Annotated in this window: 21 protein-coding genes; 6 read left to right on the plus strand and 15 right to left on the minus strand. The window is 35.3% G+C overall.

Annotation, left to right across the window (positions count from 1 at the left end; translation table 11 throughout):
• Window positions 1-140: 140 nt before the first annotated feature.
• The 14 genes from ACRD62_RS21470 to ACRD62_RS21535 all read right to left on the minus strand — a co-directional run bounded on the left by ACRD62_RS21470 (window position 141) and on the right by ACRD62_RS21535 (window position 12053).
• Entirely contained in the window at window positions 141-1205 is a 1065-nt protein-coding gene (locus tag ACRD62_RS21470) for an alpha/beta hydrolase (RefSeq protein ID WP_430822148.1), read from the minus strand.
• Between the two features lie 18 nt (window positions 1206-1223).
• The gene (locus tag ACRD62_RS21475) at window positions 1224-1619 is read right to left on the minus strand and encodes a cupin domain-containing protein (RefSeq protein WP_430822149.1); all 396 of its coding nucleotides are present in this window, start codon (window positions 1617-1619) and stop codon (window positions 1224-1226) included.
• Window positions 1620-1646: 27 nt separating this feature from the next.
• Entirely contained in the window at window positions 1647-2405 is a 759-nt protein-coding gene (locus ACRD62_RS21480; RefSeq protein ID WP_430822150.1) for a carboxymuconolactone decarboxylase family protein, read from the minus strand.
• Between the two features lie 151 nt (window positions 2406-2556).
• Window positions 2557-3729 (minus strand): MFS transporter, encoded by a 1173-nt coding sequence (locus tag ACRD62_RS21485; protein WP_430822151.1) that lies wholly within the window; start codon window positions 3727-3729, stop codon window positions 2557-2559.
• Window positions 3730-3765: 36 nt separating this feature from the next.
• Complete coding sequence (locus tag ACRD62_RS21490; RefSeq protein ID WP_430822152.1) at window positions 3766-4440, minus strand: hypothetical protein; 675 nt, start codon at window positions 4438-4440, stop codon at window positions 3766-3768.
• Window positions 4441-4476: 36 nt separating this feature from the next.
• Complete coding sequence (locus tag ACRD62_RS21495) at window positions 4477-5079, minus strand: FMN-dependent NADH-azoreductase (RefSeq protein ID WP_430822153.1); 603 nt, start codon at window positions 5077-5079, stop codon at window positions 4477-4479.
• Window positions 5080-5284: 205 nt separating this feature from the next.
• Window positions 5285-5848, minus strand: coding sequence for a Crp/Fnr family transcriptional regulator (locus ACRD62_RS21500; RefSeq protein ID WP_430822154.1), 564 nt, complete (start codon window positions 5846-5848; stop codon window positions 5285-5287).
• Window positions 5849-5949: 101 nt separating this feature from the next.
• Complete coding sequence (locus ACRD62_RS21505) at window positions 5950-6438, minus strand: cyclophilin-like fold protein (protein ID WP_430822155.1); 489 nt, start codon at window positions 6436-6438, stop codon at window positions 5950-5952.
• 30 nt (window positions 6439-6468) lie between these two features.
• Window positions 6469-7056, minus strand: coding sequence for a DapH/DapD/GlmU-related protein (locus ACRD62_RS21510; protein WP_430822156.1), 588 nt, complete (start codon window positions 7054-7056; stop codon window positions 6469-6471).
• Window positions 7022-8137: an MBL fold metallo-hydrolase gene (locus ACRD62_RS21515; protein WP_430822157.1), complete on the minus strand. Its 1116-nt coding sequence runs from the start codon at window positions 8135-8137 to the stop codon at window positions 7022-7024. Before ACRD62_RS21515 ends, ACRD62_RS21510 begins: the two co-directional genes overlap by 35 nt.
• Window positions 8138-8226: 89 nt before the next feature.
• Window positions 8227-9375, minus strand: coding sequence for an iron-containing alcohol dehydrogenase (locus ACRD62_RS21520; protein ID WP_430822158.1), 1149 nt, complete (start codon window positions 9373-9375; stop codon window positions 8227-8229).
• A 9-nt stretch (window positions 9376-9384) separates the two neighbouring features.
• Window positions 9385-9852, minus strand: coding sequence for a cupin domain-containing protein (locus tag ACRD62_RS21525; protein ID WP_430822159.1), 468 nt, complete (start codon window positions 9850-9852; stop codon window positions 9385-9387).
• Window positions 9853-10005: 153 nt separating this feature from the next.
• Window positions 10006-11181, minus strand: coding sequence for a MalY/PatB family protein (locus tag ACRD62_RS21530; protein WP_430822160.1), 1176 nt, complete (start codon window positions 11179-11181; stop codon window positions 10006-10008).
• Window positions 11182-11186: 5 nt separating this feature from the next.
• Complete coding sequence (locus ACRD62_RS21535) at window positions 11187-12053, minus strand: DUF3737 family protein (RefSeq protein WP_430822161.1); 867 nt, start codon at window positions 12051-12053, stop codon at window positions 11187-11189.
• A gap of 232 nt (window positions 12054-12285) precedes the next feature.
• Between ACRD62_RS21535 and ACRD62_RS21540 the strand changes: the two genes are divergently transcribed.
• Window positions 12286-13182: a helix-turn-helix domain-containing protein gene (locus ACRD62_RS21540; RefSeq protein ID WP_321412349.1), complete on the plus strand. Its 897-nt coding sequence runs from the start codon at window positions 12286-12288 to the stop codon at window positions 13180-13182.
• Between the two features lie 490 nt (window positions 13183-13672).
• Window positions 13673-14110, plus strand: a complete 438-nt coding sequence (locus ACRD62_RS21545; protein WP_430822162.1) for a nuclear transport factor 2 family protein — start codon at window positions 13673-13675, stop codon at window positions 14108-14110.
• A 184-nt stretch (window positions 14111-14294) separates the two neighbouring features.
• On the opposite strand, the gene ACRD62_RS21550 is transcribed toward ACRD62_RS21545, so the two are convergent.
• Window positions 14295-17564, minus strand: a complete 3270-nt coding sequence (locus ACRD62_RS21550; RefSeq protein WP_430822163.1) for a T9SS type A sorting domain-containing protein — start codon at window positions 17562-17564, stop codon at window positions 14295-14297.
• A 443-nt stretch (window positions 17565-18007) separates the two neighbouring features.
• On the opposite strand from ACRD62_RS21550, the gene sfsA reads away from it, so the two are divergent.
• The 4 genes from sfsA (at window position 18008) to ACRD62_RS21570 (ending at window position 22700) form a co-directional block, all read left to right on the plus strand.
• The gene (gene sfsA, locus ACRD62_RS21555; RefSeq protein WP_430822164.1) at window positions 18008-18700 is read left to right on the plus strand and encodes a DNA/RNA nuclease SfsA; all 693 of its coding nucleotides are present in this window, start codon (window positions 18008-18010) and stop codon (window positions 18698-18700) included.
• Between the two features lie 225 nt (window positions 18701-18925).
• Complete coding sequence (locus tag ACRD62_RS21560) at window positions 18926-19777, plus strand: hypothetical protein (protein WP_430822165.1); 852 nt, start codon at window positions 18926-18928, stop codon at window positions 19775-19777.
• A gap of 117 nt (window positions 19778-19894) precedes the next feature.
• Window positions 19895-20809 carry a DUF3858 domain-containing protein gene (locus ACRD62_RS21565; protein ID WP_430822166.1) on the plus strand — a complete coding sequence of 305 codons (915 nt, stop codon included), beginning with the start codon at window positions 19895-19897 and terminating at the stop codon, window positions 20807-20809.
• On the plus strand, window positions 20793-22700 hold the full coding sequence (locus tag ACRD62_RS21570; protein ID WP_430822167.1) for a DUF3857 domain-containing protein: 1908 nt from the start codon (window positions 20793-20795) through the stop codon (window positions 22698-22700). The genes ACRD62_RS21565 and ACRD62_RS21570 overlap by 17 nt, the downstream gene beginning before the upstream one ends.
• The last annotated feature ends 405 nt before the right edge of the window (window positions 22701-23105 follow it).

Consider the following 23105-nt stretch of genomic DNA (forward strand, 5'->3'; position numbering starts at 1 on the left):
CTAAATCCCCTGAAGGGGACTTAAGCCTCCCTTTTAGGGGAGGTTTGGTGGGGTATAATGAAAGTAAAGTTACAATTTGAAAGATTCCTTATTTGTACAATCACTTTTTGGACACCCTCTTTTTACCAATTATTACAACTCTATTTCAAGTTTTCTTTAAAGAATTTCTCTAATTTATCAAATGGAATAACATCCACTTTATCATACAGATCGGTATGCACTGCACCCGGGATAATCATTAATTCTTTAGGTTCGTTTGCTGCTTTATAAGCATCTTCGCTGAAATAACGAGAGTGTGCATTCTCACCGGCAATAATTAATATCGGACGAGGAGTAATCTCATTGATGTAAGTCAACAAGGGCATATTCATAAATGATAATGCGTTTGTTGCTGTCCATGATCCGTTTGAGTTGATTGAACGTGGGTGGAAACCTCTTTCAGTCTTATAGTAATTAACATAGCCCTGAACAAACTCTGGTTCTTCACCTGTTAGTTGTTCTGGTTCAGGCAAACCGGCTGTACCATAAGCCGGTGCACCAGCTTCAGCATCCTTCCAGCGTTGCTCACCTAATTGTTTTAGCATACCATCGCGTTGTTCGGCTGTCATACTATCGAAATAACCTTTTGCAGTTACGCGCGACATGTCGTACATACTTGCAACAGCAATTGCTTTAACACGTTTATCTGCAGCCGTAGCATTTAAGCCCATACCACCAAAACCACAAATACCCATGATTCCCACTTTTTCTCTGTCAACAAATGTTTGTATTCCCAGAAAGTCAATGGCAGCACTAAAATCTTCCGTATTAATATCAGGAGAGGCAACATTGCGAGGTTCACCTCCACTCTCACCCGTGAATGAAGGATCGAATGCTACAACAGCAAATCCACGCTGAGCCAATTCATTGGCATACAAACCTGAAGATTGTTCCTTTACGGCTCCATAAGGTCCGCTAACTGCAATAGCTGCTAATTTTTCTTCTCCTCTGTTTTTAGGCAGATATAAATCACCTGTTAATGTAATTCCGTAACGGTTTTTAAAAGTTACTTTTTCTCTTGTGACTTTATCGCTTAATTCAAATGTATAGTGTTCTTCCTGTTGTTTCATTTTTTCTTTCTTTTTAGCTTCTGCTGTATTAGGGAAAGCCTGAGTCATTAATAATACGACTCCGGCAATCATTGATATTGTTTTTACTTTATTCATCTTTTTAGTATTTACTTTTTACAATTTATTGTACTCCTCATCCGTGACAGGTCCATTCCACTCTGTTGTAGAACCTTCAACCGGCACTGACAGAGCTACGTGTGCAAACCAACTGTCTTTTGCTGCACCATGCCAGTGGTTTACACCAACAGGAATATTTACAACATCACCCGGATTTAATTTCAGTGCTGGTTTTCCTTCTTCCTGGTACCAGCCAGTTCCGGCAGTACATAATAAGATCTGTCCGCCCCCCTGGTGAACATGCCAGTTATTGCGACAGCCAGGTTCAAAAGTCACGTTAAATGAAGGTACCCCTTCAAGTGTCAGTATCGATATATAACTTTGTCCAATAAAATACTGAGCATAGGCATCATTCTTTTGTCCCAATGAGAATGGTTGTTTAAATTCACTCATCTTATAATCTCCTCTATTTTTAAATTTTTACTTGTTTTCTGGTATCATTTCATTGATGCAGGCTAATGCATTTAAGGTGCGCGGAAAACCCATGTATGGCAAACACTGTGTTACAGCCTCCAGCAAGATATCTTTGGTATTACCTACCTTTACATTTCCCATCACGTGCGATTTTACCTGATTTTCGCATCCCCCCAAAGCACTAAGAATACATAAGGTTAACAGCTCTCGGGTTTTCAGGTCTAACGTGCCACGGGTATAAACATCACCAAAACAGAAGGCTGATAAATAGTTTTGTATGTGCTTTTGATTCTTAGGTGCACCCTGATGCATCTTATCAATCACCTCTCCAAAAATCTCTTTCTGCACCTTTAAACCCTCATCAAAACGTGTTGCTTCAGTTACTGTCTTCTGACTTTCAACCGGAAGTGAAATCCCTGCCTGTTTAAACACCTCGTTGGCTTTATTAATAGCATTTAGCGTTTTAGGAAAACCTAAATATGGTGTACATTGGTAAATAGCTTCTTTTATCTCAACAGGGCTAACACCAATATTTAAGGCACCAAAAACATGTGCCTGCAATTGATCTAAAGTTTGATTGGTTGTTAATACCACAAGGGTTATTAACTCTCTTAGTTTATCACTTAATGAACCATGATAAAATACCTCACCGAAGATGAAACGATTTAACATTTCCTGCAGATCAGGATCCGTTTCGGCTAATGGTCCTGAATGACCACCAAACAACTCCTTAAATTTCTTTTCACTTAATTCTACTCGATTCATAACTAATTACATTTTTATTGGGATGAACCAATTACAATGCAAATGTCATTCATCTGGCACAAATAAAATTACCCCGATAACGGATTCAGTTACCCATATTACTGAATCGATTATCGGGGTATTGTATTGTTAAGAATTACCTTAGCTTATGCTACTTATTGGTGATGCGTTTACTGAATACAAAATATAACAAAACAAATATTGCACAACATAAACCCAGAATAGTAAAACTTTCATTCATTCCAACCCAACTTTGAATAGGTTCAATAATGATAGGAGATATAAACATACCAATGAAAGTTGCTGTTGTAATTCCTCCTACATATTTTCCTCTGCTGTGAACAGGTACCAGATTAATTACCCAGAGATTGGCATTGGGCATCATCAATCCTACACCCAATCCACAAAATAAAATACCAATAATTACCTGCCAGTATAATTCGCTTAATCCTATGATGGAAAATCCAATTGCCATTGGAATAAACCCTAAAACGAAAATCATGACATAATCGAATTTCATTTTCACTTTTTTGTAGAAAAAGGATGCCAATGCCTGTGCAATGGTTAAGCCACCCAGAGCCATGCCTATTTTATTACCATTCATCCCATCAAAACTTTGCAGGAAATATGGTATTTGCACAGGTATTACATAAAAACATACCGTTACAATAAAAGCACTGATGATTGCCAGCCATACCACTTTTGGAATCACCTGATTTTCAGAAAGAGTGGATTCTGATTTCTGGTTATGGATTTTAGGCTCGTATAAAGCAAAGGGCACCAAAATAATAACAACAAGCGAAAACCCATACACCAGAAAAGTTAAACGCCAATCGATATCTGTCAGTACTCCTGCAATGGTGATAAATACAAATCCTCCCAGCGCTATAAAGGCACCTTGCAGCCCCATAAAATATTCACGTTTGGCACCGGTAAAGTAATCTCCAATCAAAGTGGTAGCAACAGTCATTATACCTGCAACACCCAAACCCAAAACAACACGCCCAACCAGAATGGAATATAAATCTCCCAGCCAAAAACCTGATGTCCCTCCCAACAAATAGATAATCAGCGAAACAAATAATACCTTAATACGGCCGGCTTTATCCAATAAACTTCCTACCAGAGGAGCACCTAAGGCAATTATTAGCGCAGGCAAGGTAAGCATCAGTTTGGTAAGTATCTCAGCATTTTTTATATCACTAAAAGCATTACTAATCTGAGGCAAAGCCGGTGCTACAATTGCGTTAGCCAGAATGGTAAGTGCACTGGCTAACAAAAGTGTTACCTCCAATAATCGTTCATGTTTTATTGCTTTTTCCATAAATGAATTTGATTTCAACATACTTGATTAATACAATTACAGCAGCGTGCTGATAAATACACCAAACTGATTATCCGTTAACTTATTGGGGCCATAACAATCGTAGTTATAAGCAGCACCAAATGAAAAAGCTTTATAACTTACCCCAACTCTTCCATAAAAGTGACTACGATCGTGCATGCCATCCACAGTATTCTGACTGTACATACCTTGTGCACGTGTGTATAATGACCATTGATCCTTAATTACCGGACGGTATTCGAGCATAGCAATCGTTTCGAAGTTTTTCGTTTCGGTAAGATGAAATCCGGAATTTACAAATCCCATAAAAATCTTACTATGATATGCGTATTGAGCTCCTGCATATGGTCGAAAACCCCAATGTGAATTAAACATTGCACCGGATAGAACACTGAATCTTTTTAAAACATCATATTTCAGCATAGCCAGATTCGTCGACTCCTGTAAAAACTGATCGTTATCGTAATTGGCTTTTAGGTATGATAAACCAAAGAATCCAAACTTATTACTACCATGAAATTTCTTATCCATTACAATTTGAGAAGTCCAGCTCTCAGAGCCCATAAAAATTTCTATTGGAATAGGTGAAGGCGGATGATTACCTGCTTCATTATTTTGTGCTTTAACCTGGCTTACCAATAAGATTAAAGCCATTATAAATATTTCTCTGAAGTGTATCTTAAAACTCATATCTTACATTTTAATAGTTGAATAACATTTTTGATTCTAGAAGGCTAAAGCTGTTTCTCTGGCTTGTTCCATTGCCTTATTTAACAGGGCTTCTGTATCTTCAGTGATCATATCCAGACGATCTACAGCAATACTTGTAAAATCTGTAATTCCCATAAATCCAAAAATGTTACGAAGGTATTTATCAGCCATTTCAAGAGAACTTTTAAACTCTGACGAATAATCTCCTCCGCGTGTTATGATGTTAATGGCTTTTTTATTCAGGCATAATCCCACAGGACCTTTTTCGGTATATCTGAATGTGATTCCTCCAATTGCAACAGAATCTATATACGCCTTAAGAATGGCAGGTATACCCAGATTCCAGATTGGTTCTGCAATTACATATTTATCAGCTTCGGCAAATTGACAGGCAAATTTCAATAATGGATTATTCTTATCATTCATTCCTGCTCCTCTCATCTCCATCACTTTACCTTTAGGAAGAAATTGAATTCCTGATTCATATAAATCAAGTTCAATAATTTCATCCTCAGGATTATTCTTTTTATATGATTCAATAAAACTGTCAGCAATACGTACAGTTCGTGACTCACCTTCAATTTTTGCATCAGCTTTGATATACAACACTTTACTCATAACTTCCTTTATTACCTAATTACTATTTATTTACATAGCCATTTGCCACCGTTAAAGCATAGTTATCCCATTAGAAATCATGTAATGATTTCTTCAGTACAGACAAACTGTACATTACTTACAATCGATATCGAAACTTTTGAAAAAGACTATGATACAAATCTACTGAGGTGAGATCAGATAGTTTTTTACAAATGTAAAAAAATCACTTCCTGGAGCGGATACGACTTAATGAGACTTGCGAGATTCCGAGAAAGGCAGCCGTATCTCCTAAACTAATCCTTTGTTGAAGATGTCCGTATTCATTTAAAAATTTTGCATAACGGGCTGTGGCATCTAAATACAGGAGTCCTTTTAAATTTGAAATGGCGGTATAAGCAACTATTGAAACAAACTTTCTGGCAAACGTTTCAAAACAATGGTATTTACTGCAAAGATTTTCAAAATCTTCATACTTTAAATAACTTATTTCTGAATCTTCCAATGCTATTGTTGAGTAGTGCGCAGGTAAATTATTAAAAAAGCAATCTGTCGCAATAAAGAATTGGTTATCCTCAAAAAACCGAAATATAAACTGACTTCCTTCGTGAAAATACTGATGCTTGGCAAGTCCTGACTCAACAAAAAACAAATGCTTACAAATCTTTCCTTCCTGATGAATGGTTTCCCCTTTTTTAAAGTCTGCTGAACAGAGACACTCTGATAGTTCATTGACAGCATCCTCTGATAAAGGAGACAGTTCACACACACTTTTCAAGAATCCGTTCATAATACATTTGACTTTTCACTAAGATAAGGCTAATTATAGAACAACAAAAAACCTGTAAGGTTACCCAAACAGGTTTAATCTGAAATACAATATGTCTTTGTTTATAATGATAAAGTAACTGTCACATCTCCTTCTCCCAGTACTTTTTTTAACTCCTGTGTAGTAATATCATCAATTCTTCCAAGCCTTGTGAAATTCCATGAATTAGGAGCATAGTATATAACCAATGCATTACCCTGATATAAAATAATATCACAAGGCTGTGCTGTTATCTGCTCGTCATTTCTGGGTAAGCTCTGACCTATTGATCCGACTTTTTCCATTTTGGCATAATCCCTCATCTCAATGGTCAGGGACTGTTCTTTAAGTAATGCCACCAGGGATTCAGTGGATGAATTATCAACCAGAGTGGCTGTCAATATACGTTCTCCGATTTTTATTTTCATTTTATTTGTTTTTTGATTTACATCATCAGTATCTCCAGCATCAATTATCTCATTGGATGTTGAATTTTGCGTTTCATTATCTTTCGAACAGGATTCTGTAACGATTAGAAGAAAAGCAAAGAATATCAGTAAAGATCGCTTCATAAGTCTTTGTTTTTTAAATTTCATCCAGATCTAAATAATTGATTTAATGACTTTAGCAGGCACACCTGCTACAACAGTATTATCCGGCACATCACGATTTACAACTGCTCCTGCTGCCACAATTGAATTCTCACCTATTGTAACGCCCGGCAAAACGGTAACCGCAGCTCCTAACCAGGCATTCTTTTTAATTAATACTGGCTTTACCTCCAAGGCTCTCCTATTATCAGGATTTACAGGATGTCCTTCTGTAATCAGGTTTGATTTAGGACCAATCAATACATTGTCTTCAATTGTGATTTTTCCCAAAGCCAGCATTGAACAACCATGATTGATGTAAACGTTTTTACCAACCTTTACAAATTCGGCATGATTGATCATTAATGGTATCTGAATATAGCTACTTTCGTCTAACACAGTACCTGTAAGATTTCCCCACAGCTTACGTAATTGATCAGGATCAGACGTAGCATTGTATTGAATAAGTAATTCTGTAGTACGTATTCCTGATTTACTTACCAGTGCATATTGAGGATCGTTGAACGGAACGACTTCACCTGATTGCAACCTCTCAAAAATATTTTTACTCCCGTCTCTCATCCTTCCACCATTTCTCATATTGTTTTATTGAATCATTCAAAAAGACAAGTTCTCCAATTTTAGGAGTCTTCACCGAAATAACTGAATCAGTATGATTCGAACTTATCTTATTTAAAGGTTCATCCCACTGATGACTGGCCAAAGCAAATCTGGAATTATGAACAGGCAGTATACTTTTTGCTTTTAGATCTTCAGCTGTTTTATAAACCAGATCCGGCATTAAATGAATTAAATTCCAATTCTTGTCATATTGTCCCTGCTCCAGAATAGCCAGATCAAAAGGTCCGTATTGAGTTCCAATAAGCTTAAAATGTTCATCATAACCACCGTCGCCACCAATAAAGATATTGTATTGAGGTGTTTGTAAAACAAAGGATGTCCACAATGTTTTATTCCCGCGTAATCCTCTGCCTGAGAAATGACGGGCAGGAGTAGCAGTCATAATATTTCCTTGTCCAAGATCCGTTGCCTCATACCAATCCAGCTCAGTAAGGGAAGCAACATCAAACCCCCAGTATTCAAAATGCTGACCAACACCCAGGCCACATACAACATGATTTATTTTTGGCTTTAAATCCATTACTGTCTGATAATCCAGGTGATCCCAATGATCGTGTGTTATAATTAAATAATCTATGGTTGGAAAATCATTATGCGAATAGATATTTGTGCCTTTAAAAGCTTTGTTTATAAATGAAAAAGGAGATGCATATGAGCTCAAAACAGGATCAACCAAATAGGTTTTTCCTTCTATCTGCATAAAATAGGATGAATGACCAAACCAAACTAATACATCATCCTCTTTACTGAATGATTTAAGATCTGTTTTTACAACCGGAAGCATACTTTCGGGGGTAACTCGAACTTTCCTGGTAAACAGAAAATCCATCATCACTTTAAAACGGCTCTTATCTCCTGATATTACTGGAGTCTCGTTAATATTTTGAAACTCTCCGTTACGATAATTTGGAGATGCTTTGATCCTTTCCAATCGTTCACCTCTCGGTAATTGTCCAAATCTGGATTGATTTAATACACTCATTCCTGTTCCGGTTACTAATACAATACAACCTATAAATATTAATATTTTTCGCTTCATTCTCATCCCCTCATAAATCTTTAACTATAACAAGATTAAACCCACAATGATTAAGTCTTTATCTTGTGGGTTCATTAAAGATTAATTCCTTATCTGGCATTTTCAAATACAGTCGACAGCATTTCTTTCGAATATAATGCCCCGGCTCCCATCATTTGTGCAATGTCAGATAGTTTCTCAACCATCATTGCAACACCTTCTTCCGGAATATTACCTTCTTTTAAGGTTACCGGTGCTCCAATTTTCGTATACCAATTTTTTAAGGCCTCTATCCCTTCATCAGCCGTATCAAGATTGAATATCTCTTTGGCAAAACGTTTAAATCGTTCAGGTAATAAGTTCTTTTGCCATTTCATCCAGGCAGGGACAACAATTGACAAACCTGCACCATGAGCAATATTATATTCTGCCGACATGGTATGTTCAATAAAATGAGTATCGAAACGATTATTTTCTATCCCACAGAAAGTGGTAAAATTTAAGGCATTTGTTGCAGCCCATGCAAACTCACCACGTGCCTCATAATTATCCGCATCTTCCAATAAAATCTCAGTAGTACGCATAACCGTCTTTAGAATATTTTCAACGTAACCTGCAACGTATTCAGGCAAATAAGTAGCAGTAAGATACATATCTAAACTATGTGCAAAAATATCAGCGGCTGAGTATGCCAGATATTCTTTTGTAACAGTAGCCTGCAATTCAGGATTTATGACTGAAACGGTTGGAAATGTTGCCAAACCGGCAAGGTTTAGTTTTGCTTTATCATCCTCTTTTGTTACAACTGCATAGTTATTCATTTCACTACCCGATGCAGCCAGAGTCATAATGGAGAATATTTTCAAAGCCTTATCCGGAACTGCCTTAAAGGTAAAAAAGTCCCAAACATCGCCTTCGTAAACTGCGCCTGCAGCAATCGATTTTGAACTGTCCAGCACAGAAGCGCCTCCAATACCTAAAACAGCTTCTACTTTTGCACTTTTAGCCAACTCAACACCTTCATATACCTTGCTTAAAACCGGATTACTGATAACTCCTCCCAATTCTTCGTAGGCAATGCCTTTATCATTAAGCGATTTTACCACTTTATCGAACAATCCGCTTTTTTTAACACGATCTGTACCATAAACAATTAATACTTTTTTCAGACCATATTCAGCAATGTATTGTCCAATATTTTCCTCTTTCCCTTTACCAAATTCAATTCTGGTAGGATTGTAAAAACTAAAATCCTTCATCTGTTATAATTATTTTTGATTGTTATATTCTTCATCTGTTACGGGGCCATACCAGTTAGCTGGTCCCTCTGAAAGTCGGGTACTAATTCCCAAATGAACAAATTCCATATCTGGACCTGCCCCATGCCAATGCACCACATCCGGTTTAATTTCAATCACATCACCTGCTTTTAATGATCGGATAGCTCCGTCCTTTTCCTGATATCTTCCTTCGCCTGAAAGACAATAGAGAATCTGACCTCCCGGGTGCGAATGCCAGTAAGTGCGACTTCCTGCAGCAAATGTGACATTATAGCTCATAGCATCGAAGTTTTCACCGTCGACAGTAAGCATCTGCACCCATGTTTCTCCGGTGAAGTTTTGGGTCACTTTCTGTCCTTTTTCAAATATCTTATTTGATGTTTGCTCTGTTTGTGAACAGCTTGTTAATAATACAAGTGAACTGATTATAATCGAATACAATGTTATTGTTTTCATATGTTTTCATTTAAAAAATTGATACATACAAAAATGAGTTTTATCCTGATGATAAAACTACCCGAATTACGGAGGCTCTTACCCGAATTACAGAATTGAATAAATGTCGATAACAAGACTATGAATTAGAAGAATCTGGATAAAATCCGGCCTTTAAACGGGTAATTGATCAAACACCTTTTTCATACGATTTAATCCTTCTTTTAATACGGCTCTGGGACATGCTATATTTATCCGAATAAAACCTTCACCTGCCTTACCATAGATTGTTCCTTCATTAATTTGAATATTTCCTTCCTTCAGCATTTTTACTGCCAATTCATCAGTTGTTATCGGAAGTTTAGAGCAATCGATCCATAATAAATAAGTTGCTTCCAAAGGCAAAATGGATAAATGAGGTAAATTTTGCTGAAAAAAATCTTGGACAAAAAGGTAATTAGTCCATAAGTATTCTTTCAATTCATCCAACCAATGTTCTGACTCCAAAATAGAATATGCAACTTTTAATCCTTCTATAGCAAACGGGTTGATATCGCAAACTTCATTAATATTAATAGCTTTATCTATCTTACTTCGGATTTCGGCATTATAAGCAAATATGTTCGCCACCTGTAAGCCGGCCAGGTTAAATGTTTTACTGGGGGCAGTACAGGTAACTGAATTTTCCAGAAATTGCTGACCTAAAGAAGCAAAGGGAATATGTTTATGCCCGGCATATACTAAATCACAGTGAATTTCATCAGCAATCACCAATACATCATTTCGAAAACAAATCTCACCAACTCGTTTCAGCTCCTGTTTTGTCCACACCCTACCCACCGGGTTATGAGGATTACATAAAAGCATCAGTTTAACTTCAGGATCAGATGCTTTATTTTCCAGATCTTCAAAATCGATGGAGTAGGTCCCGTTTGAATACAATAAATCATTCGAAACAATTTCACATTGATTATTTCTGATAGACGAGAAAAAGCAATTATAGACCGGCTCCTGCACCAGTACTTTATCTCCGGGAGCAGTTAATGCCAGTATGGTTGCTGATACAGCTGGTACAACCCCCGTTGTATAAATTATCCATTCTTTTTCAATTGCCAGAAGATGTCTTCGTCTAAACCAACTAATAACGGCTTCATAATAATCATCCGGTACCTTTGCATAGCCAAAAACACCGTGTAGTACGCGTTGAGATAATGCATCAATAATTGACGGTGCTGTTTTAAAATCCATATCAGCCACCCACATTGGAATCATATCAGCTTTATTGACAGAATCCCATTTATAGGAGTTTGTTCCTCTGCGGTTAATTATTTCATCAAAATCATATGACATAATTATCAGACATTAACTGCGTTACTAACTCTAATATTACATTCACCCGGATTCTTACAGTTTGCATCGATAATAATTTCACCAATACTCTCAGCTGTAATTTCACCTTTGCCCGGGTTTTTAACACTGGTTATGGGGCTGTTAATTACTGCCTTCAGAGTGCTGTATTCAAATGCCAGATTAGCATCCTCAAGCATTACACAATTTTCCATAACCAGGTTGTGTGCGTAACAAAGGGGCTGTGTTCCGTTTATTTTACAGTTAACCAGACGTAGATTTTTAGAATGCCAACCTAAATACTCCCCTTCAATTACAGAATCATATACAGTTACGTTTTCAGCATTCCAGAAGGCATCTTTAGAACTAATATGAGAATTACGAATTACAACATTAGAACAATATTGAAATGAATAATTGCCTTGTAACAAAAGATTGTCAACAGTAATATTCTCACTACTTTTAAAAATATAATCTCCGTTTTTGATCTTTGTATTTTTAACTTCAATATTTCGGCACCACCAAATACATTCAAGCGCATCAGACAGCTCAACATTATCAAGAAATAATCCATCAATTTCGCGAAACATCTTTGGAGCATCTACATGCGTTTGAGCCATACGAATATCTTTTCCATACCAGATGGCTGCCCTACCCATTGGAGTAAAAAGGGAATTCTTTATGATGGTGTTTTGATTATGCCAGAAAGGATATTTACAATCAAACACACAGCTATTAATCTTTATATTCTCACATTCTTTCAAAGCTGATTCGCCAGGACTAAATCTTACATTATTCAATTCCACGTTTGATGAAGCAAATAAAGGCCGCTCTCCACCAAATTCTTCGTCTTGTATCAAAACCATATTCTTCATTTATTTTGAATATTTTACTGATACAAAAATGAAATCTTTAACACTGATAAAATGACCCCGATTACGGTAGTTCTTACCTTTATTACTGAAAGAAACCTGATGACTATTACTGATAAAAGATGTAACTTACCCAAATTACCGTATTACTTACCCATATTACGGATTATATTGTACGACCTGAATAACCTAACAATTAGTTCCTTACTTTTGCCTTGTCATTAATCTTTTGGATATGAGTAATATTATCAAAATAAACACGGTTACCGAATACAATAATATGATTGGGCAGGAAACATTACACCCCCTGGTAAGTATTATTGATTTTTCAAAAATTCAGCCATTTAGTTTCTATAAAACACAGATTAACCTTTACGCTATCTTTCTGAAGGATGTTAAATGTGGCAACATCATCTATGGAATTAATGACTATGATTACGAAGAAGGTACGTTGATTTTTATTTCACCGGGACAAGTATACGGCATAGACAGTAACGGAGAAAAAAGGCAGGCCGCCGGAAATGCGATCGTTTTTCATCCCGATTTAATTCATGGTACATCATTGGGTAAACATATTGATGACTACTCGTTCTTTTCATACGAAGTAAATGAAGCATTACATTTATCAACAAGAGAAAGAGCCGTAATAAATGAGTGTTTTGCCAATATTAAATATGAGCTGGAACATGCCATTGACAGTCATAGTAAAACACTTATTGTTTCATATATTGAATTATTCCTAAACTATTCAAAACGATACTACGAACGTCAGTTTATAACACGCAGCCATGTAAACAAAGATATTCTGGCTCGTTTTGAAAATGTATTGAAAGAATATTTTGCTTCTGATAAAGCTTTAGATGAAGGGTTACCTTCTGTTAAATATTGCGCCGATAAATTATTTATTTCTTCTAATTATTTAGGTGATTTGCTAAAGAAAGAAACCGGCAAATCAGCTCAGGAACATATTCAGTTGAAGATGATTGATGTAGCAAAAGAAAAAATATTCGACACGCAAAAATCAATAAGCGAGATTGCTTATGAGTTGGGATTTAAGCATCCGCAACATTTTACCCGAATGTTTAAAAAGCAAGTTGGAATGTCGCCGAATGAGTACAGGAATATGAATTAAGAAGGATCAGGCAATAACTACTTTTAGAATCGTTTTAGCTGATTCTACATTGTGAAATATCCGTCAACTCACTAGCAAAAAGCCACTTAATAGTTAACAAGTCTAATATTGAAGCGGGTCCTTTGTTGATATACATGATTTTTTTTCTCTTTACAAAATTGGGATTTTAACAATCCGAGCTTGTCGTTATAAAATTATCACCATGGTAGCGACTTAACCAGTATTATCATTCAATTACTTTAAATAAGATATTTCATATTTCTAAAAGCTCCCCAACAGCTTCCTATTAATCAACCAAAATGAATGAATAATATACAAAGTAGAATATGTAGTTCTTTTCAAAAATCAGAGATTATTCAACATCTCTCACGTCTAAATCATATTATAAACTTTTCAAAATGAATCTATTAAACACTTGAAATTTATATTTCAATTTCTTACTTTTTAACTACAAACAAATTCACCTTTATTAACCAGTAAAATGATCGTCATGAAAGCAAGAAATCTTCTATTAATTATTGGAATTGGGTTAATTCTAAGCTGTCAGAATGAAAAACAAACGGATAATCCTGAGGTACTGGAAAAAGTATTAATCAGTTATTTTGATGGAATCAAAGACAAAGATCTGGATAAAATGAATGCTTCAACGACAAACGACTTTGTCCTCTTCGAAAATGGTAAAATATGGAATAACGACAGCCTTTTTAATTTCTTAAATGCATTACCACCTTACTCTGCAACGTTTACATTATCGCCTCTTAAAACCAGTATTGATGAAGAGATTGGCAATTTATATTATCTCAATCATATGGATATGACATTAAACGATACAATCGAAGATAAATATGATTGGATAGAAAGTGCAACATTTAAAAAGGTTGAAGGTGAATGGAAATTGGATTTTCTTCATTCAACGGTTAAAGAATAGACACTTAAACCCTAATTATAATCCCAAAGTTTTGTCAATATCTAAATTGAAAATCTATAGCAATGAAAAATACATTATAGATTATTTAATGTGTTACACTATTTCAAGACAGGAAAATTGCAAACACAAAAGAGGCCGCCTTTTTCAGACAGCCTCTTTTTATATCTATTAGTCTTAACAGCGCTTATTGCACTATCACTTTTTTAACCACCTGTTCAGCATCCGATTTAACGGTAACAAGATAAACTCCCTTTGGAAGTGAATGAGTATAGGTCGATACAACATTTCTCCCTGTCACTATCGACACTCCTGATAAATTATAGATTGTAATATCAGACTTTGATTTGATATTTTGGACAGTTACCTGCTGATGATCAGCAAATACCTTTACCTGTGAAACATTATCCAAATCATCTGGCCTGTCAATTGAAGTAGCTAATTCTATTTGCCCAACCTCGTCACCAGATAAGATTAACCATCTCTGTTTTGTTGACGTATTGGCAATATTAAAGCTACTTGTCATGGTGTAAGTTGTAGTACTTGCATATAAACATGCAGGAGCACTTTTTGCCTCAGGACGAATAATCCAATACCCTCTTTCAGTAAGTGTTTCAACTTCTACATCTACCCTTCCTTTCATAATCTGAAAATACTCAGAGGTGGTTGGTGTAGTTCTTAAAGCTGTTCTTATACCATTAATACCAGTAGTTACATAAGTAAAATATCTTCCTGTACCCACGTTTTTAAGTGTATAATAACAATTAACCGGATTATAATCTATTTGCCAGGCTGCACTATCGTTAGCCAGTGCCTGTTCTGGTGTCATTATTCTATTGATCAATGTTCCGGTTGAAGAAGGAACGATAAAAGAGGTCAATAAACCTGTTTGTTCATCTTCACTTTTAAGATAATATTTGGTATCATCAGCAATCTCAAAACAATAAGCTGGTGTTGCAAAACCTCCTGTCGGTGGTAATCCATCCTCACCAAGAGCCTGATGAACTAATGAGTTAGCCATGTATAAGAACTCACTTCCGGTATCTTCATTCGCACCATTAACACCATAAGGCCACATGTGAGTATTATCTCCTGTTAAGTAAGCCGATGTATTATTATCAATGAATTGCATTAATTTCTTTGTTCTGTCACCAAGCCATAGTCCACTTGAACCATTTTCTCTTAATGAAGAGGAAGGTCCATACCACATACTATGTGTACCCACTCCAATGGTATGTCCCATTTCGTGAAGTGCTGTTCCTGTTTGTTGATATGATGAATTTGGACCAAATCTCATCCATCCTCCATAAGAAGCTTCAGCCGTAGGAGTTCCTGAACCAAAATTAACATTCAACCAATGACCTTGAATACTGGTAAGGTTATTAAAATAGTTAACAGCTGATTCCATAGCTGCGCCAATACGCTCACGATCTTCTCCTGTAACATTGTCGGCCAAAGTATAACTAACGGTACCTTTAGGTAAGGTAATCACCTTTATCGCATCTCCATAACCCACGGCATAACCGCTTGTTAAGGCATATGCACGAACGTAATATACTGTAGAAGGCTGTAAATTTTCCATTACATATACATATCCAGAATTTGAATAGTATTTTGTACTTCGATTATCCAAGATGGTTGGTTCTGGATTTGTACTCCAGCAAAAACCATGTTCCATCAGTGTTGAAACGATCACTCCAGATATACTGCTTCTTCCAAAAATCATGGTTGAACCGCGTGCATAATTTGTATTAGTTGTCACCGTAGGTACAGTTCCGGATGCATTGGCTAAACGATATACCCATATAGCCTTTTCCATTTCAGCAGTTGCATTATTAATCTCCTCCAGTGTTAACGTATAATCGATCAAAACAGCACTGGCAATATTAATGGCATCCGATAACGATTCTGCATCATTACCATCTCCTTCTCCATACAATTCTGTTGCTATGTTTATTGCATCTTGCAAGGCAGCATAAGCCGCCTGTGATACTTCTGCTTCATTTATAGCAGCTTCCATCTGAGTTATAATGGCTGCCAAAGACTCCTCTGTTGCTGCCTCATCTGCTAATTCCTGCTCAGCTGCAGAAATTGCAGTTGTCAGATTGGTTCTTACTTCATCCTGCAATTTACCTTCTGCCAATGCATTGGCAATGTCAATTTTAGATGCCAGGTATTCCTTGGTTAGGTCAATATCAAACCCTTTATAAAGCAATCTGAAATTATCACATGTAACCCAGTTGCCGGTTGCATTCTCGGCTTTGTAACCTATTTCAACTTCTCCGTTAAAAACAGCAAAACTTACCGAGCGATCTTTTAATGTATCAACAGCTGTTTTGTTATCTCCGGCATAAATAAATACACCCGTTTGAGGTATAGATGAATTATTCTGGGTACTACCAGAAGCTAACTGTTGTATATTACCCGTTGCAACAGTAAGAACATATGCTCCATTTGGTAAATTGGTTAAAGTCTGACTTACGTCAACATCAGGAACTTTTGATCCTCTGTCCACCCATCTTTCTATATATAGACTACCATCTTTTCCTGTAAAAACAGTATTGGATTGTGTATACAATCCGTTGTTTACCCAACCCTCAAAATTATCCTCAAAACTATTATTAACTATATAACCCGTAAGATCTAAAGGATTGCTGGCTGTTGCATTTAACAACTTATAATCAAAAATAGCATTCTCCAAATCTTCCACTGCCTGCTTTATTTCATCAGCAGATGTACTTTCTAAAAAACTTTGAGCAGTAGTTATAGCAGCCATCAACTCAACCGCTCCTTCTGCCGTTTCATCGTATAATAGCTGGGCTTCATCTATTAACGATTGTAAAGCTGAATTATCAGCTACTTCAACAACTTCGTGTAATGCAAAATTATCAAACCCAAAACGGTTACTTAACCACCTGAATCTTGCAACTACATATGAATAGGAAGCATTAGTAAAACATACAGTATTCTGGGTCCATGCCCCACCTCCATTAATGGTTGATGGGCCAATTAAAATAAGGGGTTCCTCTGCACTGGTTTTATTATTGGTAAGACTTATTCTTAGATAATCTTCAGTACCAGCCGCAACTGAGGCATCCAGATACTTCACATGATAAGATAAATAATAGGTCTTTCCTGCCTCAATACTCCATCCGGTTCCAATTGAGCCAACAGACGAGGAGTTCTGGTTAGTTGTACCAACCAGGTATTGAGAGTCATCTATACCACCTGTTTGAATAAGAGAAAAATAAGTAGATGATAACTCTGCAGCAGAAGTTGTTGCATCAGTCCATCCTGTATATCCATCCTCAAAACCAGGATTTGAAATTAAATTATCACTGGTTAACAAATACGATGCATCACCATAATAAACGGTATCTCCGAGTTCTTGCGAAAACCCACTTGTAACAATTGTAAACAGGCTCAGAAGAATCATGTAAATGCGAGATAGTTTCATAAAATTCTAATGTTAATTATATTAATTTCTCTGGCACTGTATCCACAACGTAATGGTGAGTAATCATCAGTACCATTTCAAAAATATTTTTATCAATCAAATGTTATCAGCCGATAACTTTTAATTCATCTTTACAAACTAAACAAAAGTGCCTTGTAAAATGTGTAATATTTTCGAAGAACATTAGTCCATATTAATAAAAATGCAGAATTTAATATTTGCATAATCAATAGAATTACCTGATTATCTACCAATAAACTCTCAAGGTTTATTTTATTCCACATGTATAGTTTTAAAATGAATTAATAATAATTCCAAGTTAAAATTTTCCGATTCTGAACCATTTTAATGGTTAATCATTTATACCTTTCAAAGGTTATTTGAAGCAACACAGTTAATTTTAAATAATCTGTATTAATAAACCCATTAAACATTTACCCAAAATGAAATTTGATACTCCGCTTATTCATGGGCGACTCATTAAACGTTACAAAAGATTTCTTTCCGACATATTACTGGATAATGGGGAGATTGTAGTAGCTCATTGTACCAATAGCGGTTCAATGAAAACCTGTTTAGAAGAAAACGCTGAAGTATATCTCTCTCCGGCCAAAGATCCTAAACGCAAAACACGTTACACATGGGAAATGATTAAAATAAATAATCAATGGGTAGGGATAAACACTTTGCATCCCAACCAAATTGCATTTGAAGCGATCAAAAACAATGAAATTCCGGAGTTAAGTAATTATGATCATGTTCAAAGAGAAGTAAAAGTGGGTAACAGTCGTATTGATATAATGGCACAAAGTAAAGATGAAACATGCTTTATTGAGGTGAAGAATGTAACTATGAAAGTTGATAATAATGCCTTATTTCCGGATGCAGTGACGACCCGTGGCAAAAAACATTTGAACGAACTCATACAATTAAAGAAGGAAGGATTAAGAACTGTGATGTTATATATAATTCAGCGCATGGACGTCGAGTCCTTTGGGCCAGCTGAAGCTATTGATCCTGAATATGCCCAAACTTTGCGACTGGCTTATGAAAAAGGAGTTGAAATCATTCCGTTACAGGTTAGAGTATCACCTACCGAAATTCGAATTGAAAAGAAACTTCCCTTCCATCTGTAACAGTCAATATTGTTAATAATCAAAACATCATTCATAATTCTAAAGTTCTGATACAATAGCACATCAATTAAAACATTAATAACTCACTATCAAATTTTTAACTAAATAATAATACAAATAGAATCAATCTAAATTAAATACAGTAGGTACTTTTAAGTTTATCAGCATTGAAACATATTGTTTTTCTTTTTTATATTTAAGTTGAAAACTTAAAAACCTACCTCAATGAAAAAATTGATGTTTATACTATTGGCAATTCTTGCCAGTAACTTCACTGTGTGCTTTTCAAAAGCTCCCATTAAATTCGGAAAAGTTAGTTTAGAAGAATTACAAATGACCAGCTATGAAGCTGACACATCAGCTGTTGCTGTTGTTTTATGTAAATATGGTCATCTAAATGGAGCTGATCTTACTTTCTCTGAAACAAGAAGAGTCAAAATTTTAAAGAAAGCTGGTACTGAATATTCTGAGTTTACTTTTTCGGGAGACGACAGAACCATGGTAAAAGCAAAGATTTTCAATTTAGAGAACGGTGAAATTATTGAGGAAAGACTTAAGAAAGAATCCATCTTTAAAGAAAAAGTTACTGAAAACTATTTTCGTATTAAAATTGCTTTACCAAATATCAAAGTTGGATCAGTTTATGATATTGAAGTAGTACATGAATTCCTTCCTTCAGAATTCGCATTTCAGGAAGAATTACCTGTTGCTCATAGCGAACTATATCTTGAATCTTCCAGTTATGTAGAATTTAGAAAAAGAAAGGTTGGTTTCTTACCAATCCAAACAGAGAATGGATCTGTTTTTTACTGCAACAATGTTGCAGCTTTTAAGCCAGAACCATATATCAATTCAGTTGAAAATTATAAGACAAAGTTTGAATTTGATATTTTAAATGTTAGCGTACCGGGATTTTACAGAAGCTACACAACATCATGGGAAGCTGTTAATGATCGTCTGGCTGCCAATGCATATTTTGGTCATGCTATTTTTAATGGTTCTGGGTATTTATCTAAAATAAAAAAGGAAATTGAAGAAAGCTGCACAACAACGTTAGAAAAGGTTGAAGCCGCATAAGAAGCCATTAAAAAAGTAAAATGGAATGAATATGAATCTGTTTACACATCAACAGAAGTATTAGCTTCTGCCTACAAAGAGGGGAAAGCTAATTCAGCGGATATTAATCTAATGCTGATGCAATTACTATTAAAATTAGATATTCAAGCTCTTCCTGTTGTATTAAGTACACGAGATAACGGACTATTACATATTATTTACCCAAGTTTAGAGAAGCTAAACTATGTAATTGTTTGGACCATGATTGATGACAAGGAATATTTACTTGATGCAACTGACGAACTTTTACCGTTAGGAATGCTCCCAAAAAGATGCCTTAATGAAAGAGGCCGTTTGGTTACAAATCAGTCTGGTAAATGGATAGACCTAAAAACTGATAAAAAAGATCAGGAAACCATATTATATGACCTAGCAATTGATGATGATCTAAACTTAGAAGGAAATATATCTTTTGCAAAATACGATTATGCAGCATATGATTTTAGAAAGAATTATAAAGAATATGCCAGTGAAGAAGATTATTTAACAGCATTAGAAACCAATAATCCTGGACTGTTAATAAAAGCTTTTAAAGTAGAGAATATCGATAATCTGAATGAACCAATTAAAGAAAAATATGAAATTGAGATTAGCAACAAGATTGAAAAAATTAATGATATGATTCTTGTTAATCCTTTTCTATTTGAACAAATTGAAGAAAACCCATTCAAGCTAGAAAATCGTGAGTATCCTGTTGATTTTGCTTATCTGAAAACAAAATACCTCATAACAAAAATTACTTTTCCCGAAGGTTATCAGGTTGAATCAACACCACAACCAATCAGGGCATTTCTTCCTGACAAGAAATCAAATATCTTAATTAACTATAGCGTTATTGGTAATGTAATAAATGTCACCTATAAGTTAAACCTCGCCAAAGCACAATATATGGCTGACGAATACCCTCTTCTTAAAGCGTTGTATGGTGAGATAATTAAGAAACAGGCTGAACCAATTATATTAAAACCTATTCAAGATGAGGCATCTCTTTAGTATTCTAATATTATTTTGGGTTGGTGTTACCATTACTGAAGCAAAAGACAAAACAAAATATCCCGTTTCTGAAATTCCAGCTGAATTATTAGTGAATGCTGACGCAGTGATCAGAAACTCAACTTATACATATGAGTATCAATCAATCAATAAAGCAGAAGAACGGGTTAGTACAGCAATAACCATCTTAAAAGAAAGTGCACTTTCAAGATCAGTCCTGTCAGAGTATTACGACAGCTTTACCAAAATTTCTGACATTGAAATGACTGTCTATGATGAGAATGGCAATAAGGTTAAAAAACTTTCACAAGAAGACATTTTTGACCGTAGTGCTATATCAGGTTTCTCGCTGTATGAAGACAGTAGAATGAAGATTGCAGATCCTAAATATTCAACATATCCATTTACTGTGGAGTATTCTTACTCTAAAAGATATAACTCAACCTACCATTTCCCATATTGGTATGTAGTAGATGGCTTTAATATTTCAGTTCAACATTCAGAGTTCAAAGTTGTCACTCCAATAAACTATAATTTAAGGTATCTTGAAAATAATATGCCTGTAAATGTTGAAAAAACAAATGTAGAAAGCAGTAATGTTTATACATGGAAAATAGATAATTATAAGGCTTTTAAATTTGAACCCTTATCCCCTCCGGAGGATTTATGGGCACCACATGTAATTACTTCTCCTGAGAAATTTTCAATCGATAATTATGAAGGTGACCTCAGTACCTGGAGTTCTTTTGGTTATTTCAGAACAAAACTTAACGATGGTAAGGACAATATTCCTGAAGAAACCATCACGAAAGTAAAAGAACTTCTAACTGATTCTATGTCAATCTACGAAATGGTTAGTACGGTTCATAAATATGCCCAAAATAAGAACAGATACATAAGCATTCAAGACGGCATTGGTGGCATACAACCCTTTGATGCGGAAACGGTTGACAGACTCTCTTATGGCGACTGTAAGGCTCTTACTAATTACACCATGTCGCTACTTAAAGCATTAAATATTGATTGCTTTTATACATTGGTTAATGCTGGCACCTATTCACCGATAACTCCGGATTTTAGTATGCCATACTTTAACCATGCTTTTTTATGTGTTCCAACTCCCAAAGACACCATATGGGTTGAATGTACAAATGCACATTCTCCTTGCGGATTCATTGGTGATTTTACTGATGACAGATATGTACTTATACTGGATTATAAAGACTCAAAACTATTGAGAACCCCTTCTTATCAGGCTGATGAGAATCAACAAAAATTATTAGGAGAAATAAAGATTGACACCAGTGGAGATGCTTCAGCAAATGTAAGTTTTATTTATAATGGAGCTCAATATCCTGACCAATTCGCACTAACTCTATTGGATGAAAAAGACAGAAAGAAAGCGATTACACAGACAATAAGTGCCCCTAATTTCGAATTAGAATCATATGATATTGAAGTTAATTATAACAGAAGTCCTGAGCTTGAAAAAAACCTCAATCTCTATTTATACAACTTCACTACAAAAATGGGTGATAAGTTATTATTTAAACTTAATACTTTAAATTCTCAAACTTTCGTCCCTCCTTATGCAAGAGGAAGAAAAACACCATTATTTATAGCAAGAAACTACAGTGAGAAGGATAGTATTAAATATATTTTAAACGAGGATGTCATTATCGAAGCAGTTCCTGATCCTGTTGAAATTGAATCTATATTTGGTCTATATAATTCTAAAACTGAAATAAAGGACAATACTGTTGTTTACAATAGATACTTTGTAATCAACAAAGGAACATATCCAAAAGAAAAATACAACGAGTTCAGAGAGTTTCTGGAGAAAGTAGCAAAGGCTGACGCTTCAAGTGCTATAATAAAGCCTAAAAGCTAACTATTCGCTATGCAGTCTTATTTAAAATACCTCGAAATTCATTCGGGGTATTTTTTTAATACCTATCAGATAATCCAAAGCGTAGCATTTCCGCATATCTTATCTTTGCACTTATTAAAGTTTTTAGATAAAATAATGGTTAAAGAATTACATTAACTAAAGAAAAAGCTATACGATAATGACTCGATATTTCCATATTACACTTTTGGTCCATTATAGTAAACTTTAATATTATATTGATCTGTTCTCTTTTAAATACCATCTGATTTTAACATCGCACGAGAATTCATAATCAATAATAATATACCACAAAAAGAGGGTGTCCAAAAACTAAACATCAAAACAACGTTAGTTTCAATTTGTAATAAAATATCATTTTATGTCACCCCTAAATCCCCTGAAGGG

Source organism: Carboxylicivirga caseinilyticus (assembly GCF_050589785.1).
Lineage (GTDB): Bacteria > Bacteroidota > Bacteroidia > Bacteroidales > Marinilabiliaceae > Carboxylicivirga > Carboxylicivirga caseinilyticus.

Excerpts from the sequence above, each read along its gene's own strand:
- ACRD62_RS21470 (WP_430822148.1), bottom strand. The coding sequence starts at position 1,205 with ATGAATAAAGTAAAAACAATATCAATGATTGCCGGAGTCGTATTATTA.
- ACRD62_RS21475 (WP_430822149.1), bottom strand. The coding sequence starts at position 1,619 with ATGAGTGAATTTAAACAACCATTCTCATTGGGACAAAAGAATGATGCC.
- ACRD62_RS21480 (WP_430822150.1), bottom strand. The coding sequence starts at position 2,405 with ATGAATCGAGTAGAATTAAGTGAAAAGAAATTTAAGGAGTTGTTTGGT.
- ACRD62_RS21485 (WP_430822151.1), bottom strand. The coding sequence starts at position 3,729 with ATGGAAAAAGCAATAAAACATGAACGATTATTGGAGGTAACACTTTTG.
- ACRD62_RS21490 (WP_430822152.1), bottom strand. The coding sequence starts at position 4,440 with ATGAGTTTTAAGATACACTTCAGAGAAATATTTATAATGGCTTTAATC.
- ACRD62_RS21495 (WP_430822153.1), bottom strand. The coding sequence starts at position 5,079 with ATGAGTAAAGTGTTGTATATCAAAGCTGATGCAAAAATTGAAGGTGAG.
- ACRD62_RS21500 (WP_430822154.1), bottom strand. The coding sequence starts at position 5,848 with ATGAACGGATTCTTGAAAAGTGTGTGTGAACTGTCTCCTTTATCAGAG.
- ACRD62_RS21505 (WP_430822155.1), bottom strand. The coding sequence starts at position 6,438 with ATGAAGCGATCTTTACTGATATTCTTTGCTTTTCTTCTAATCGTTACA.
- ACRD62_RS21510 (WP_430822156.1), bottom strand. The coding sequence starts at position 7,056 with ATGAGAAATGGTGGAAGGATGAGAGACGGGAGTAAAAATATTTTTGAG.
- ACRD62_RS21515 (WP_430822157.1), bottom strand. The coding sequence starts at position 8,137 with ATGAAGCGAAAAATATTAATATTTATAGGTTGTATTGTATTAGTAACC.
- ACRD62_RS21520 (WP_430822158.1), bottom strand. The coding sequence starts at position 9,375 with ATGAAGGATTTTAGTTTTTACAATCCTACCAGAATTGAATTTGGTAAA.
- ACRD62_RS21525 (WP_430822159.1), bottom strand. The coding sequence starts at position 9,852 with ATGAAAACAATAACATTGTATTCGATTATAATCAGTTCACTTGTATTA.
- ACRD62_RS21530 (WP_430822160.1), bottom strand. The coding sequence starts at position 11,181 with ATGTCATATGATTTTGATGAAATAATTAACCGCAGAGGAACAAACTCC.
- ACRD62_RS21535 (WP_430822161.1), bottom strand. The coding sequence starts at position 12,053 with ATGAAGAATATGGTTTTGATACAAGACGAAGAATTTGGTGGAGAGCGG.
- ACRD62_RS21540 (WP_321412349.1), top strand. The coding sequence starts at position 12,286 with ATGAGTAATATTATCAAAATAAACACGGTTACCGAATACAATAATATG.
- ACRD62_RS21545 (WP_430822162.1), top strand. The coding sequence starts at position 13,673 with ATGAAAGCAAGAAATCTTCTATTAATTATTGGAATTGGGTTAATTCTA.
- ACRD62_RS21550 (WP_430822163.1), bottom strand. The coding sequence starts at position 17,564 with ATGAAACTATCTCGCATTTACATGATTCTTCTGAGCCTGTTTACAATT.
- sfsA (WP_430822164.1), top strand. The coding sequence starts at position 18,008 with ATGAAATTTGATACTCCGCTTATTCATGGGCGACTCATTAAACGTTAC.
- ACRD62_RS21560 (WP_430822165.1), top strand. The coding sequence starts at position 18,926 with ATGAAAAAATTGATGTTTATACTATTGGCAATTCTTGCCAGTAACTTC.
- ACRD62_RS21565 (WP_430822166.1), top strand. The coding sequence starts at position 19,895 with ATGCAATTACTATTAAAATTAGATATTCAAGCTCTTCCTGTTGTATTA.
- ACRD62_RS21570 (WP_430822167.1), top strand. The coding sequence starts at position 20,793 with ATGAGGCATCTCTTTAGTATTCTAATATTATTTTGGGTTGGTGTTACC.